The 14,688-nt window shown below is 57.9% G+C and carries 16 protein-coding genes and 1 pseudogene; 8 read left to right on the top strand and 9 right to left on the bottom strand.

The window, feature by feature from the left end:
- Nucleotides 1–8: 8 nt before the first annotated feature.
- Both MKleb_RS03535 and MKleb_RS03530 read right to left on the bottom strand, forming a co-directional pair.
- Nucleotides 9–635 carry an IbrB-like domain-containing protein gene (locus MKleb_RS03535; protein ID WP_014227775.1) on the bottom strand — a complete coding sequence of 209 codons (627 nt, stop codon included), beginning with the start codon at nt 633–635 and terminating at the stop codon, nt 9–11.
- Entirely contained in the window at nt 635–1,846 is a 1,212-nt protein-coding gene (locus MKleb_RS03530; protein WP_025108165.1) for a phosphoadenosine phosphosulfate reductase, read from the bottom strand. The genes MKleb_RS03535 and MKleb_RS03530 overlap by 1 nt, the downstream gene beginning before the upstream one ends.
- Before the next feature lie 288 nt (nt 1,847–2,134).
- On the opposite strand from MKleb_RS03530, the pseudogene MKleb_RS03525 reads away from it, so the two are divergent.
- The 6 genes and pseudogenes from MKleb_RS03525 to MKleb_RS03500 form a co-directional block, all read left to right on the top strand.
- Nucleotides 2,135–2,389: pseudogene (locus MKleb_RS03525) on the top strand (IS1-like element transposase); the annotation flags it as partial.
- 59 nt (nt 2,390–2,448) lie between these two features.
- Nucleotides 2,449–3,146, top strand: a protein-coding gene (locus tag MKleb_RS03520; RefSeq protein ID WP_223274117.1) for an IS1 family transposase whose coding sequence is annotated in 2 segments (ribosomal slippage) — nt 2,449–2,698 and nt 2,698–3,146 — 699 coding nt in all. Because the reading frame shifts where the segments join, the coding sequence is not laid out codon by codon here.
- Between the two features lie 165 nt (nt 3,147–3,311).
- On the top strand, nt 3,312–3,551 hold the full coding sequence (locus MKleb_RS03515) for a DUF2164 domain-containing protein (RefSeq protein WP_009652824.1): 240 nt from the start codon (nt 3,312–3,314) through the stop codon (nt 3,549–3,551).
- A gap of 82 nt (nt 3,552–3,633) precedes the next feature.
- Nucleotides 3,634–4,785: a double-cubane-cluster-containing anaerobic reductase gene (locus MKleb_RS03510; protein WP_025108164.1), complete on the top strand. Its 1,152-nt coding sequence runs from the start codon at nt 3,634–3,636 to the stop codon at nt 4,783–4,785.
- Nucleotides 4,786–4,793: 8 nt separating this feature from the next.
- Nucleotides 4,794–5,561, top strand: a complete 768-nt coding sequence (gene yjiL, locus MKleb_RS03505) for a putative 2-hydroxyacyl-CoA dehydratase activator YjiL (protein ID WP_014837323.1) — start codon at nt 4,794–4,796, stop codon at nt 5,559–5,561.
- Nucleotides 5,558–5,812, top strand: coding sequence for a putative Se/S carrier protein (locus tag MKleb_RS03500; RefSeq protein WP_025108163.1), 255 nt, complete (start codon nt 5,558–5,560; stop codon nt 5,810–5,812). Before yjiL ends, MKleb_RS03500 begins: the two co-directional genes overlap by 4 nt.
- Nucleotides 5,813–5,871: 59 nt before the next feature.
- Here MKleb_RS03500 and MKleb_RS03495 read toward each other — a convergent pair whose 3' ends face one another.
- The 3 genes from MKleb_RS03495 to MKleb_RS03485 are packed head-to-tail and all read right to left on the bottom strand — an operon-like array spanning nt 5,872 to nt 8,139.
- The gene (locus tag MKleb_RS03495) at nt 5,872–6,975 is read right to left on the bottom strand and encodes a M20 peptidase aminoacylase family protein (RefSeq protein WP_025108162.1); all 1,104 of its coding nucleotides are present in this window, start codon (nt 6,973–6,975) and stop codon (nt 5,872–5,874) included.
- Between the two features lie 20 nt (nt 6,976–6,995).
- Nucleotides 6,996–7,463 carry a YjiG family protein gene (locus tag MKleb_RS03490; RefSeq protein ID WP_004128539.1) on the bottom strand — a complete coding sequence of 156 codons (468 nt, stop codon included), beginning with the start codon at nt 7,461–7,463 and terminating at the stop codon, nt 6,996–6,998.
- Nucleotides 7,456–8,139, bottom strand: coding sequence for a nucleoside recognition domain-containing protein (locus MKleb_RS03485; RefSeq protein ID WP_014227768.1), 684 nt, complete (start codon nt 8,137–8,139; stop codon nt 7,456–7,458). Before MKleb_RS03485 ends, MKleb_RS03490 begins: the two co-directional genes overlap by 8 nt.
- Before the next feature lie 312 nt (nt 8,140–8,451).
- Between MKleb_RS03485 and MKleb_RS03480 the strand changes: the two genes are divergently transcribed.
- Complete coding sequence (locus tag MKleb_RS03480; RefSeq protein ID WP_025108161.1) at nt 8,452–9,366, top strand: LysR family transcriptional regulator; 915 nt, start codon at nt 8,452–8,454, stop codon at nt 9,364–9,366.
- Nucleotides 9,367–9,368: 2 nt separating this feature from the next.
- Here MKleb_RS03480 and MKleb_RS03475 read toward each other — a convergent pair whose 3' ends face one another.
- From MKleb_RS03475 to MKleb_RS03460, 4 genes are all read right to left on the bottom strand, one after another.
- The gene (locus tag MKleb_RS03475; protein ID WP_004098265.1) at nt 9,369–10,433 is read right to left on the bottom strand and encodes a DUF2955 domain-containing protein; all 1,065 of its coding nucleotides are present in this window, start codon (nt 10,431–10,433) and stop codon (nt 9,369–9,371) included.
- Nucleotides 10,423–11,490, bottom strand: a complete 1,068-nt coding sequence (locus MKleb_RS03470) for an HlyD family secretion protein (protein ID WP_025108160.1) — start codon at nt 11,488–11,490, stop codon at nt 10,423–10,425. The genes MKleb_RS03475 and MKleb_RS03470 overlap by 11 nt, the downstream gene beginning before the upstream one ends.
- Nucleotides 11,491–11,496: 6 nt before the next feature.
- Nucleotides 11,497–11,961, bottom strand: a complete 465-nt coding sequence (locus tag MKleb_RS03465) for a MarR family winged helix-turn-helix transcriptional regulator (RefSeq protein WP_014227766.1) — start codon at nt 11,959–11,961, stop codon at nt 11,497–11,499.
- Nucleotides 11,962–12,884: 923 nt separating this feature from the next.
- Nucleotides 12,885–13,049, bottom strand: coding sequence for a DUF1127 domain-containing protein (locus MKleb_RS03460; protein WP_064507003.1), 165 nt, complete (start codon nt 13,047–13,049; stop codon nt 12,885–12,887).
- A gap of 177 nt (nt 13,050–13,226) precedes the next feature.
- Between MKleb_RS03460 and MKleb_RS03455 the strand changes: the two genes are divergently transcribed.
- Nucleotides 13,227–14,651, top strand: a complete 1,425-nt coding sequence (locus tag MKleb_RS03455) for an aminotransferase-like domain-containing protein (protein ID WP_025108159.1) — start codon at nt 13,227–13,229, stop codon at nt 14,649–14,651.
- Nucleotides 14,652–14,688 lie beyond the last annotated feature (37 nt).

Below are 14,688 nucleotides of genomic sequence, written 5' to 3'. Positions count from 1 at the left end.
CACATTGGCTACTCCACGGTCCAGGCTTCACTAAAGCTCTCGTCGGCGAACAGCTCCGTCAGGCCGCTGATCTGTTTCAGGCGCAGCACCTCGTCCGCATCCATACCGAGCTCTTCGCCGATGCGCCGATCGTCCCAGCCCTGGCGATGTAAATCGCGGACGATGTCGGACATTGCCGCGATCTGATGTTTGCCCCTGGCGCGATTATGGCGAATGGTGGCGGCGATGCGCTCTTTCTGCCCTTCGCGTTCGGCATTGATGAGCGTCACCGGAAGATAACCATGCAGGCGCCGGTTCAGCTCCGGGCGACTCTTACCAATCAGATGGCGATGAAAACCGTCCACGACCAGGTGCCGTCGCTGCTGGCGAGCCACCACTACCGGTTGGGTAAAACCATCCAGTTCGATAGAGCGTTCCAGCAGCTTTTTTTCCACCGTCGCCATCACGTTGGGGTTGTAGTCATTCGCCTCAACCGTTTTGGCCTCGACCCACAGCACGCAGTCCACCGGCTCGCGGCAGAAGGGACTGTGCTGGTGGATCAGGCTCTTCAGCTCGTTAATCGCTTTGATTTTCAGGTCAACATCGTCAAACGACTCGAGATATTCAATCACTGTCTTAGCCACATCCGGCGACATCAAAGCGTCCTCCACTCTTTACGTTTGTTACTCACCAGCCGACAGTAGCGCTCATAGTGCTTTGGCTGCGTCGGGCTGAACGACAGCATCCGGCACCAGAAATCGTTTTTCAGCAGCGTCTTGCAGATGCGGCGCCATGAGGGAACATCGCGATAGCCGAGATCTTTTTCCTGCTCGTCGGGAATATCGTCAGGGAAACCGCGGGTCTGGTACCAGTGCAGATAAATAGCGATTTTATTACGGTAATGCTCGGCGGTTTTTGCCGGCATGCTGTCGAGCAGAAAGAGCGCATACTCGCGCCAGCTAAAATGCGCCGGTTTGCGGATTTTGGTCTTCAGCGCAAAGTAGTCGCCGCTGGCGTTGGCGTAAATCGCGCCGCTGTGCGCGCCGCATACCCGACGGCACATCCGCTCCCAGGTCTCCGGCTCAAGAATGTGATAGAGCCACAGCCCGCGCCGCTGCTCGGGGCCGAAGGGCTCGCAGACGCGCATATTTTTCAGCGGTACGCCGGCGCGGTGCATCAGGTCATAGAGCGGATTGTAGGGGAGGCGCGACTTATGATTAAAGATCCAGATGTCGCGGGTCCGCCAGTCATAGAGGGGATAGCAGGTATAGCTGAACCCTTCCGGCGAGGCGGTGGTCCAGGGTTTATCTTCCTCAAAGCGCAGTTTGGTCGGCGAGGTGAGCGCCATATAGCGATGCAGCGACTCGTCGGTGCGGATGCCGATCAGCGAAGCGAGACTGCGCCCCGCAGCCAGCCAGTGGGAAAAGGCCGGTATAAACGCTTCAAAGGTCATTTCCGGCTGATAAAAAGGGAAAAAACCGGCATCGGTGATGGCGTCATCCGGCGGTTGCCTCACCCATTCTTCCCCGGCCCGCCAGGCGACCCATTCCGGCTCATGCTGCGATACGCCGCTCACCGTGGTCATCGGCAGCGCCACCCAGTAAAAGCGGCTTACCACGTCCTGATAGCGCTCTTTCATATTTTGTACGTGCTGGATGGTTAATAAATACTGCGCTTCCCAGTCCACGAACAATACCGCAAACTTTTTCCCTTTTTTACGCGCAACGGCTGCCGCCAGATGAAATAATACCGTCGAGTCTTTACCACCCGAAAAAGATAAACAGACCTGCTCGAAAGTATCAAATACCCAATCCAGGCGCATCAGAGCAGCGTCAAAAACATTCATATTCAGTTTTACGCGTTTCATCCTTCACCCCTGATAAATGAATCGCCGTCAGAATGTACTTATAGAAAAATTCCGTAAGCCAGATAACCTGAAATCAGGTTCATAGATTATTCATCCAGATACCGAACATGCTGAAAAAAGGCGAGCGCGACTAAATGTTATTCACACCATAAAAATCATATTATCTCATTTAAATTCATAAAGTTACGAGAATAACTCCTATTATCTTCGTTTTCTCGGGAGTACTGTGATCTGGTAATGGTGCCAACTTACTGATTTAGTGTATGATGGTGTTTTTGAGGTGCTCCAGTGGCTTCTGTTTCTATCAGCTGTCCCTCCTGTTCAGCTACTGAAGGCGTGGTGCGTAACGGTAAAAGCACTGCCGGACATCAGCGCTATCTCTGCTCTCACTGCCGTAAAACATGGCAGCTACAGTTCACTTACACCGCCTCTCAGCCCGGTACACACCAGAAAATTATTGATATGGCCATGAATGGCGTCGGATGTCGCGCCAGTGCACGCATTATGGGCGTTGGCCTCAACACGATTTTACGACACTTAAAAAACTGGTAATGGTGCCAACTTACTGATTTAGTGTATGATGGTGTTTTTGAGGTGCTCCAGTGGCTTCTGTTTCTATCAGCTGTCCCTCCTGTTCAGCTACTGAAGGCGTGGTGCGTAACGGTAAAAGCACTGCCGGACATCAGCGCTATCTCTGCTCTCACTGCCGTAAAACATGGCAGCTACAGTTCACTTACACCGCCTCTCAGCCCGGTACACACCAGAAAATTATTGATATGGCCATGAATGGCGTCGGATGTCGCGCCAGTGCACGCATTATGGGCGTTGGCCTCAACACGATTTTACGACACTTAAAAAACTCAGGCCGCAGTCGGTAAACTCACGCATACAACCGGGCAGTGACGTCATTGTTTGCGCGGAAATGGACGAACAGTGGGGTTACGTCGGCGCTAAATCACGCCAGCGCTGGTTGTTTTACGCGTATGACAGGATACGGAGGACGGTTGTGGCGCACGTATTCGGTGAACGCACGTTGGCCACGCTGGAGCGTCTTCTTGGCCTGCTGTCGGCCTTTGAGGTCGTGGTATGGATGACGGATGGCTGGCCGCTTTATGAATCACGCCTGAAGGGAGAACTGCACGTTATCAGCAAGCGATATACGCAGCGCATTGAGCGGCATAACCTGAATCTGAGGCAGCATCTGGCAAGGCTGGGCAGGAAGTCACTGTCGTTCTCAAAATCGGTGGAGCTGCATGACAAAGTCATCGGGCATTATCTGAACATAAAACACTATCAGTAAGTTGGAGTCATTACCCTGTGATCTCAGTCACAATTCTCCGCCGAGCGAGGTCATCAATATCCTTTATTGCGGCCAAAAACATCACGCCATATCGCAACTGACTCTCCGCAATCGGATATAATCAGCAGCCCCGATCCACCGTAACAATATTGATTAAGGAACGCCATGAGCGATATCGATCTCAGCCCGCCGCAACGCGATCTGCTGCGCGAGAAGCTGTCTAAATACTGCGAAGAGAATTTTGAGCTGGAACTGGAGCAATTTGACGCGGAATTCTTTGTCGACTTTATTGCGAAAGAGCTGGGTCCAATGTTTTATAACGCCGGGATTGATGCGGCCATCGCCACCCACCTTGCGTGGGGCGATCGGATTCAGGAAGAGATGGATCTGAAAAAAGTCTACTAGCGGAAGATCAATAAATACCCACAGTAAACAGGGTTATAATGCGACCTCTTTCATCATCTCCCGTGTACGGGGAAGGAAAACCATGTCGCTTATCACCGATCTACCCGCCATTTTTGACCACTTCTCCGCAGCCCGCCAGCAGGGTTTCCTCACGGTCATGGAGCTTAAAGAGCAAAACATACCGCTGGTTGGCACCTACTGCACCTTTATGCCGCAGGAAATTCCGCTGGCCGCCGGCGCGGTGGTGGTGTCGCTGTGCTCCACCTCCGACGAGACGATTGAAGAGGCGGAAAAGGATCTGCCGCGCAACCTCTGTCCGCTGATAAAAAGCAGCTACGGTTTTGGCAAGACCGACAAATGCCCCTACTTCTACTTTTCCGACCTCGTGGTGGGCGAAACCACCTGCGACGGCAAAAAGAAAATGTACGAATACATGGCCGAATTCAAAGCCGTGCACGTGATGCAGCTGCCGAACAGCGCCAGCGATGATGCCTCGCGAGCGCTGTGGAAAGCGGAAATTTTGCGCCTGCAGAAGGTGGTGGAAGATCGCTTTGGTACGCCGATTACCGAAGCCGCCCTGCGCGAGGCGATTATCCTCAAGAACCGCGAACGGCGGGCGCTGGCGAACTTTTATCGCGTCGGGCAGCTCAACCCGCCCGCGCTCAGCGGCAGCGATATCTTAAAAGTGGTTTACGGCGCGACCTTCCGCTTCGATAAAGCGGCGCTGATCGATGAGCTCAACGACATGGCCGATCGGGTACGCCAGCAGTGGCAAGAGGGCAAACGGCTGGAGGCGCGGCCGCGTATTCTGATCACCGGCTGCCCGATCGGCGGCGCGGCGGAAAAAGTGGTGAAAGCCATTGAGGACAACGGCGGCTGGGTGGTCGGTTTTGAAAACTGCACCGGCGCGAAAGCCACCGAGCGCTGCGTGGAGGAGACGGGTGACGTTTACGACGCCCTGACCGATAAATATCTCGCCATCGGCTGCTCCTGTATTTCGCCGAACGACCAGCGCCTGTCCCTGCTCAGCCAGATGGTGGATGAATATCAGGCGGACGGCGTGGTGGATGTCATTTTGCAGGCCTGCCACACCTACGCGGTGGAATCGCTGGCGATAAAACGCCACGTGCGCCAGCAGCACGACATCCCCTATATCGCCATTGAGACCGACTATTCGACGGCGGATATCGGCCAGCTCAGCACCCGCGTGGCGGCCTTTATCGAGATGCTTTAGGAGCGCGCGTGACCATTACCGTAGGGATTGATTCCGGATCGACCGCCACCAAAGGCATCCTGCTTGAAGACGGCGTGATTCAGCGCCGCTTTCTCTGCCCGACGCCGTTTCGCCCCGCCGACGCCATCGTTGAAGCGTGGGAAACGCTCCGCGCAGGCCTGAGCGAGCGCCCCTTTTTAACCTTAACCGGCTACGGTCGCCAACTGGTGGATTTCGCCGATAAGCAGGTCACCGAGATCTCGTGCCACGGGCTCGGCGCGCGCCTGCTGGCCCCGCAGACCCGCACGGTCATCGACATCGGCGGCCAGGACAGCAAGGTTATCCAGCTGGACGAGGCGGGTAATCTCACCGATTTCCTGATGAATGATAAATGCGCGGCGGGCACCGGGCGCTTTCTGGAGGTGATCTCGCGTACGCTGGGGGCCAGCGTCGAGCAGCTCGACAGCATCACCGACGGTATTGAACCCCATGCGATTACCAGCATGTGCACGGTATTCGCCGAATCCGAGGTCATCAGCCTGCGTTCGGCCGGGGTGCCGCCGGAGGCGATCCTCGCCGGGGTGATCAACGCCATGGCCCGACGCAGCGCCAATTTTATTGGCCGTCTGTCGGCGCAGGGGCCGCTGCTGTTTACTGGCGGCGTCAGCCACTGCGCGGCCTTCGCGCGGAGGCTGGAGGGGCACGTGGGTATGGCGGTGCAGACGCATCCCGACGCGCAGTTTGCCGGGGCGATCGGCGCGGCGCTGATCGGCTTACGTCAGAGGAGCCGCCGGTGACGGAATATCTGTTTTTATTTCACTCAACGGTGGGGGTAGTGCGGATGCGCAAAGCCCTGCAGGCGGCGGGAGCGTCCTTCCGGGTGAAGGACATTCCGCGCCAGCTGCGCGGCGGCTGCGGGCTTTGCATTTATCTGAGCTGTGAGCCGGGCGAAGAAAAGAAGTGGATTCTCCCCGGCCAAACGGAAGCTCTGTTTCGCGTCGCCGGGGATGATTATCAGCTGCTGGCTCAGTTTCCGCCGCAGGCGTAACCAGCGCGCGAATCATCGCCCGGCGGCGTACAGCGAGCACAATATCCGGGTTTGTTCCCTCAGCCCAGCAGCTGGCGAACGCAGGATTTAAACACCCGCACGCCATCCGCCAGCGCGGCGCGGTCGAAGTGCATCTCCGGATGATGCAGCCCCGGCAGCAGGTCGCAGCCCAGCCCCCAGAACCCGCCCTTCACCTGTGGACGCAGGCGCAGATAGTGGAAAAAGTCCTCGCTGCCCGGCGTACTCTTCGCCGCCGTTAAGCCGGCTTCGCCAAACGTTTCCCGGATCGCCTGGCTGACGATAGCCGTAGCCTGTTCGTCGATAATCGCGGCGGGCATCTCCTTGACGATCTGGATATCGACGGTGGCGCCGTAAGCCGCCGCGCTGCTCTCTATCGCCCGCACCACCCGCTCTTTCAGCGTCGCCATGCCGTCATTTTCCGCGCTGCGCAGATCCCAGCACACGTGCGCTTTCGCCGGCACCGAGTTGGTTACCCCCGCATCGCACAGAAAGCGCGTCGCTTTAGCGCTCCAGGTTAGCGAAGGCGCCAGATGAATCCCGTTTACCGCCTGCACCGCGTGCGACGCGGCATCCAGCGCGTTAACGCCCAGGTGAGGCCGGGCGGCATGCGCGGCTTTGCCGTGGAAATCGACCATCACCGTCGCCGAGGCGGAGTAGTACATCGCCGGCACCGCCTTGCCCTTCGGGCACTCCTCCAGCGGCCTGAGGTGGAAGCCGAACAGCATCTCCACGTCGTCCAGCACGCCCGCTTCCGTCAGCGCGATCGCCCCGGTGCCCAGCTCTTCGGCGGGCTGAAAGAGTATTTTCAGCTTCCCGCGCTTCACCAGCCCTTCGGCGAGGATCTCTTCCGCGGCGGTCAACACCACCGAAGAGTGACCGTCATGACCACAGGTATGGCGAGCCTCTAAGCGGCCATCGATGATATGGCCCAGCGCATCCATATCCGCCCGCAGCGCCACGACCGGCCCCGGCTTACCGCTATCCAGCAGCGCAACAATGCCGGTGGTGCCGCCGACGTTGCGCTGAACCTGAAACCCCGCGGCTTCTAATGCATCGCCGATGTATGCCGACGTTTTGTGCTCCTCAAAGCCCAGTTCAGGGATTTGATGCAGATAGTTGAAATGCTCTAAAGTTCGCGACACGTCTTACTCCTTGCCTTCTATTATGCAATCACGCGCATGACCAGCATGGCGATGACGGCATTGATAATGCTCACCGCCATCAGCAGCGGCCAATATTTTTTCGGGACATCCGCCACGCCGAGCAGGCGCCCCATGTACTGAAGCTGCGAACCCATGAGGAAAATCGCCGGGATGAGAATCGTGATATCCGCCACGTTGAGGGTGCCTTTGCTCAACAGGCTCACCGCCACGCCGGTTCCCGCAGAGGCGGAAAGCCAGGAGGTCAGCAATACGGTAATAGCTTCACCCGGCAGGCCAAACAGGCCCATCAGCGGCGCGCAGACGTGGCCGATGATCTGCATCACGCCGAGCAAATTCAGCATTTCAGCGATCACGTAGGCCATTAATACATTCGGCATCAGATTGTTGATGGCGATATTAAATCCTTTGCGCGCGCCGATAACGAAAATATCGAACGGGTTACTGCCGACTTTTGCCGAATTATTCATTTTCAAAATCCCTTTTATAAGCGGTATTCAGAACCAGACGCGTGATTGCCGCGCCGACAAATTTCAGCACAAACATTAAAAGCAGCGGAATAATGATAGGAATGGTTAACGAAGCGAAAAGCGCTGAGCCAATCGAGAAGTAGTTATTAATCAGACCGGCGCCGGAATATTGCCAGGCCCCCATAATAACCAGATCCTTACGATTTATTTTGTCGCTGTCATACAGCTCTTTGGTCAGCGCCGCCCCGGCATCGGTACTCTGTAAGTCGGTAATCAGCGCCAGGCCGGTATAACCGGGGATCCCGAGCAGCGGGCGAAGCAGCGGGGTCAGCAGCTTATGCGCCGCGCGGATCGCGCCGTAGTGGGTAAATATCTCCAGCAGCCCCAGCGCCAGCATCACCGTCGGCACCAGCGACAGGGCAAACAGGAAGCCGGCCTTGGCGCTGATGCCGCCGCTGCCGATAAAGGTGTTGGTTTCCGGCGTTTTCATGGTGCCGAACGCGCCGCCGAGGGTGGTAAAGTCAAACGCCCCCAGCCAGGCCATGCCCTCAACCTTAAACAGCAACCCGGAGAAAACTAACAATACGACGATCAGTGAAATCCAGGCTCCGGGCCCGACTTTCCACTCATTTGTCGTTTCGTCGGAGGAACATTCCAACGTTTTATTTTCACTCATACCCTGTCCTCTCACATAATGAAATGTTAGTGCGATTGTTTGCAATTTGAAATTATGTCAATTTATTGTTATTCGAATTTATTATTTTCGCTGATAAGCTTTTCCATATTCCCTTAATCAGCATCATCACTATTTCTTATTCTTCAACTCCCCAAGCCTTGCCGCCTTAATTGCGCGCCGGGAATAAGCGATGAGAATTTTCCTCCCTGTCAGTTTTTGTCCGAATTACGATTATCTATAACTTGCCGGGATGATAAATACCTGTGAAAGGGTGTTATTGTTGACCACAGGTCAACAAAGGAGCGAGAAACGATGTTGCATGAGAGGCCGATGAGCTATCTGTATGAAGTCGGGATTCAGGGAGGCATTCGGCGGGCCGCCGATATGCTGGGCATCAACCCGTCAGTCATCAGCCGCCAGATAGCGCAGCTGGAACGGGCGCTGGAGCTGCCACTGCTGGAACGCCAGGGACGAAACGTGGTGCTGACCGAAGCCGGACGTCTGCTGGCGGAGGACTACTTCGAAAGCCGTCAGCGCCGGGAAAAGCTGGAAAGTCACCTGAAGGATTTACGCCATATGCGCGGCGGGACTATCTCGGTGAGGATTGGCGGCGGGCTGGTCACCACCTTTATTGAATCGGTAATGAGCACCTTTTCTCAGTCCTGGCCTAACGTGTTCGTGGATATTATTGTCGGCAGCATGCAGGAGATGCTCAACGATATCGCCAGCGGCGAAGCGGATATGGCGGTCGCCTTCGGCCCCATCGGCAACCCGGAGCTTAAACGCCACAGCTTTCAGTGGGGCCCTATCTGCGCCGTGGTCTCGCCACAGCATCCCATCGCTGCCCTGCCCGCCGTCACCATCGATGAGCTTACGCAATATCGCCTGATCGCGCTCACCGACAGCTTTGGCCTGCAGCGCCATATGAACGCCATGTTTAAAACCGCCGGACGGCAGTTTCATCCGGCCTATCGCTGCAACCTCTTTTCCACCGCCATGAGCCTGAGCCAAGCGGGATTGGGGATCTCTTTTATGACCGCATACGCCGCCCGGGAAGCAATAGCCCACGGTATTCTGACCGCGGTCCCCATCGATCATCCCATCGCCAGCAGCGCCCAGTGCCACCTGCTACGCAACTCCGACCGCCGCTTTTCCCCGGCGGCGCATCATATGTGGCGGCTGCTGCACAACGCTTTTCGCGACGCGCAGCGGGCGCTGGCGGCCTGAGCTTATTCGGTCACTACGAATCGGGTTGGCGCAAAGCAGTTCAGCAGCCGATGCATAAGGAAGACCATGGTCAGCGTAACGATCAGCGCCACGGTGACGGAAGTGATGCGGTACAGATCGCTGAACACCAGGTCCTGGTCCGGATGCAGGTTCTGGCCGAACATGATGCCGATGGTGGTAATGCTGGCGAAGCCAACGCCGGCCCCCACCTTCTCCATCACGTGCAGGCGGGCGCTAAACGCCAGGCCGAGACCAATCAGCGGCATCATCAGCACCATATGATTGCTGAAGTCGTAGATAATCAGCTGCACCACCAGGATATAAAGGCAGGCCAGCACCACCCCCACCACGCGCCAGATCGAGCTAATCACCGCGCCGCGATAGTGCATTGGGAACAGAATTAAAATCCCCGCCATTAGCGCCGACAGCGAGTCGCTCAGATCGCAGACCTGAAAGATCACAAAGATCATTGTCGCCACGCTGCCGGAGAGCAGCGATTCGTGGCGAATACGGGCAGCATCTTTTTCAATGCGCGGCGGCGGCTTGCGCGGTTCAACGTCCGGGATGAAGTAGTTCAGCAGCGCGCTGAGCGCCACCGCCATCACGCAGGCCTCCATATTGGAGAACATCAGGGTGTGCCAGTTGCTGGTGGGATAGCTCATAAAGTTGAGCATCGTGCTTTGACACACCACGCCCATCGACCCCAGCAGAAACAGCGGCCCCTGGCTCATAAAGCGAAAGCGCATCACGTACAGGCCAAACACCACCAGCGTCATAATCACCGGCCACTGCGACAGATAGCCGACGATTAACACCATTTCGACGCAGTTCACCGCTGCGCTGAACACAAACTGCCGCGCCACGTGACGGTTAAATACCGGCACCAGCGACAGCAGCATCAGCGGATAAACCACGAAAAAGACGCCGTACTGTACGTCGTAGAAGGTCGAAATGCTCAGTGCGATAGTGCCGGCCACGGCGATGCGCAGCGTCTGGCGAAAATCGTTCGCCGTGTAGACGATGTTGCCGTGCGGGGTGAAGACCCGCGCCAGGGTATTAATAGACATAGTGCAGGAAGCTCACCAGATGGATCTGCGCGCCGGCGAAGGTACGGGCGAACGGGCCATCGCTGTTATAGAGCTGTACCGTCGCGCGGGCGCCAGTGGGCAGCGGCTTATCCAGCGGCTCGTCCAGGGCGACGTGAATGCGCATGCGCTGCGCGTCGCGCACCCAGCGGGTGGACTGCTCCGGCTGCGATAGCTGGCCATTGACCTCTTCCTGGCCGGCCAGAATACCGGCATCGCTGCTGGTGACGTGCGCCGGGAAGACTTTCCCCGGCAGCGCATCAAACACCACCGCGGCATCGGTGTTGACGCCGGTGTGGCGCAGACTCTTCTCGCGGAAATCGGCGACGATATCGGTCTGATTGCTCACCAGCGCCAGCAGCGGCGTGGCGGCGGTAGCGTACAGACCGGGGTTAAGCTGCAGATTGCTCACCATCCCGTCAGTCTCCGCGCGGACCTTCGTCCAGCCGAGGTTAAGCTGCGCCTCTTCCTGCGCATTGCGGTACTTCTGCAGCGTGACGTTGCGCCCATCGTCGCGCTCGCCGCGCTGGATCAGCAGATTCTGGATACTGGCGTTGAGCGCGCTGACCGACTGCTCGCTGGTCTGCCAGGTGGTGCGCACTTTATCCAGATCCGACTGAGAGACGTTCTGCATGGTGCTCAGGCGCTGGTAGCGATCGAAGGTCACCTTATCGTTGCGCGCGGTGTACTGGGCGGTGCGCAGGTTGGCGCGGGCAGAGGCGATCTGCGCGTCCAGCTGCTGGTTGCTCAGCTTCGCCTGTTCAAGAGCGATCTGCGCCGCTTCCACTTTATTGATAAACGGCGTCGGATCCAGTTCATAGAGCAGGTCGCCCTTCTTCACCTGGCTGTTGTTGTGCACATAGACATGGGAGACATAGCCGGAGACGCGCGACGAGACCGGCGTGACCACGCGCATCACGGTGGAGTCCGGCGTGAGCGGGATCCAGATATCGGCAACGATAAACCAGGCGAATATGGCCAGGAAGGCGGCAATACTCACCCTTACCCAGCGGGCAAATTTCTGTTCAGGGGTCATCATAGTGTTTTAGATCTTGTTATCTTCTTCGCGGATAGTCCGCAGATTGCAGGCGATTTGATTTAACGTAGCGCTAAAGGCGGCGAGCTGCGCTTCAGGGATAGTTTCGGTGACGCGCTGTTGATAGGTCTCAATCACGCGGTTCAGCTTCTCCAGAATAGCGCGGCCTTCCGCCGTCAGCGTCAGCAGGCGTATGCGTTTGTCATAAGGCGATGTAGAACGCAGCAGATAGCCCTGCTTTTCCAGCTGCGTGAGGGTGCGCATCAGCGGCGGCAGTTCAATGCCCTGCACCTCCGCCAGCTCGCTGACCGAGACGTTATCCCCCAGCTGATGCAGCTGCATCAGCACCGTCCAGCTTGACTGGGTCAGGCCGGTGTCGGTAATGGCAGAATCAATAATCGCGCGCCACTGGCGCACCACCATCGCCATGCGCATCCCCATCGGGCGGCGGGCAAACAGGTCGTCTTCGGTCATCTTTTTTTCCTCACTTAACGGTGAGGAAAATAATACTTATCACGGTAAGTATCAAGAAACGAAGAGTGGATAAGCATGAATTGATAAATTCTGTGAATGTATCATCCCCGGTCGCGCTTGCGCTTACCGGGGCTACAGCTCTGCGCGGTCTGGTCGCCCGGACCAGGCGCGTCAAGCGCCGCCTCCGGGAAAATCCCCGGTCGCGCTCACGTTTACCGGGGCTACAGCTCTGCACGGTCTGGTCGCCCGGACCAGGCGCGTCAAGCGCCGCCTCCGGGAAAATCCCCGGTCGCGCTCACGTTTACCGGGGCTACAGTTCTGCGCGGTCTGGTCGCCCGGACAGGCGCGTCAAGCGCCGCCTCCGGGGAAATCCCCGGTCGCGCTCACGCTTACCGGGGCTACAGTTCTGCGCGGTCTGGTAGCCCGGACAAGGCGCGTCAAGCGCCGCCTCCGGGAAAATCCCCGGTCGCGCTTACGCTTACCGGGGCTACAGTTCTGCGCGGTCTGGTAGCCCGGACAAGGCGCGTCAAGCGCCGCCTCCGGGAAAATCCCCGGTCGCGCTCACGCTTACCGGGGCTACGGCTCTGCGCGGTCTGGTCGCCCGGACAGGCGCGTCAAGCGCCGCCTCCGGGGAAATCCCCGGTCGCGCTCACGCTTACCGGGGCTACGGCTCTGCGCGGTATGGTAGCCCGGACAGGCGCGTCAAGCGCCGCCTCCGGGGAAATCCCCGGTCGCGCTCACGCTTACCGGGGCTACGGCTCTGCGCGGTATGGTAGCCCGGACAGGCTCGTCAAGCGCCGCCTCCGGGAAAATCCCCGGTCGCGCTCACGCTTACCGGGGCTACGGCTCTGCGCGGTCTGGTAGCCCGGACAGGCGCGTCAAGCGCCGCCTCCGGGAAAATACCGGGTAACAAATCGCACTTTTTAATTGATCTGATCCCGACGCAGCCCGACATCTTTTAGCTGTTCGTCGCTCATACGCTGCAATGTTCTGCGCGTTTGTTCACGAAGCCACCATTTTTTGATCACCCGCGCCAGAAATACGAAGCCGATAAACGGCTGTCTTGCCCGATTCTCGTGAAATTCCATCCTCTACCTCCTCACCTTGCCAGAGGCTTTATCTTCACGGATCCGCGGGCAAACAATACAGATTCACAAAATACTTTTCTTTAACATACAGATTCGCTAAAACGTACAGCAGACCTCATTTTTACCGCCAATCTGTACTGGTTTATTGATCTGTATGGCGACGATCAAGGATACAGCATGACCCGCTATCAACATCTGGCCAGCCTGCTGGCAGAACGCATCGAACAGGGGCTGTATCGCCCCGGCGAAAAGCTGCCGTCGGTACGCAGCCTGAGCCAGGAACACGGCGTCAGCATCAGCACCGTTCAGCAGGCCTACCAGACGCTGGAACAGCAGCAGCTGATCGTGCCGCAGCCGCGATCCGGCTATTTTGTGGCCCCGCGCAAAGCCCAGCCGCCGGTACCGCCGATGTCGCGTCCGGTCCAGCGTCCCGTCGAGATCACCCAGTGGGATCAGGTGCTGACCATGCTCGACGCCCGCCACGATAAATCGATTATCCCCTTCGGCGGCGGCTCGCCGGACGTCACTCAGCCGAGCCTGAAGCCTATCTGGCGCGAGCTGAGCCGGGCAATTCAGCACAACCTTAGCGAAGTGCTGAACTACGACGAGCTGGCCGGACGTCGCGAGCTGCGCGAACAGATCGCCCGCCTGATGCTCGACGGCGGATCGGTGGTCACCGCCAACGATCTGGTGCTCACCAGCGGCTGCCACAGCGCGCTGTCGCTGGCGCTGCTGTCGGTGTGTCAGCCCGGCGATATCGTCGCCGTTGAATCCCCTTGCTACTACGGCACCATGCAGATGCTGCGCGGATTAGGGCTAAAAACCATCGAGATCCCCACCGATCCGGAAACCGGGATCAGCATCGAGGCGTTAGAGCTGGCGCTCGATCAATGGCCGATCAAAGGGGTGATCCTGGTCCCCAACTGCAATAATCCGCTGGGGTTTATCATGCCGGATGCCCGCAAGCGGGCGGCGCTGTGCCTCGCCCAGCGCCACGATATCGTTATCTTTGAGGATGATATCTACGGCGAGCTGGCAACCGAATACCCGCGCCCGCGCACCATCCATTCCTGGGATATCGACGGCCGGGTGATGCTCTGCAGTTCGTTTACTAAAACCATCGCTCCCGGCCTGCGCATCGGCTGGATTGCCCCCGGCCGTTATTACGATCGTCTGCTGCAGATGAAGTATGCCGCCAGCGGCACCAACGTTCCCTCCACCCAGCTGGCGGCCTGTAATTTTATTCGCGAAGGCCACTATCACCGCCACGTGCGGCGGATGCGGCAGATCTACCAGCGTAATATGGAGATTTACACCTGCTGGCTGCGGGAGTTTTTCCCCTGCGGGATCTGCGTTACCCGCCCGAAAGGCGGCTTTATGCTGTGGGTCGAGCTGCCGGAGCAGGTGGACATGGTCTGCGTCGCGAAGCAGCTGTGCCGGCTAAAGATCCAGGTCGCGCCGGGATCGCTGTTTTCAGCATCCGGGAAATATCGCAACTGCTTAAGGATCAACTGCGCCCTGCCGCCGACAGATAAACATAAAGAGGTGATGGTGCAGCTGGGAATGGCGGTGAAGGTGGCGATGGAGTGGGCGCCGGGGTGAGTCTGCGCTGGCCGGTGCTACCGGTTCCCCGCCGTCT

Source organism: Klebsiella sp. PL-2018 (genome assembly GCF_019048985.1).
GTDB classification, from domain to species: Bacteria; Pseudomonadota; Gammaproteobacteria; order Enterobacterales; family Enterobacteriaceae; genus Klebsiella; species Klebsiella michiganensis.
This window is presented reverse-complemented; position numbering and strand designations above follow the sequence as displayed.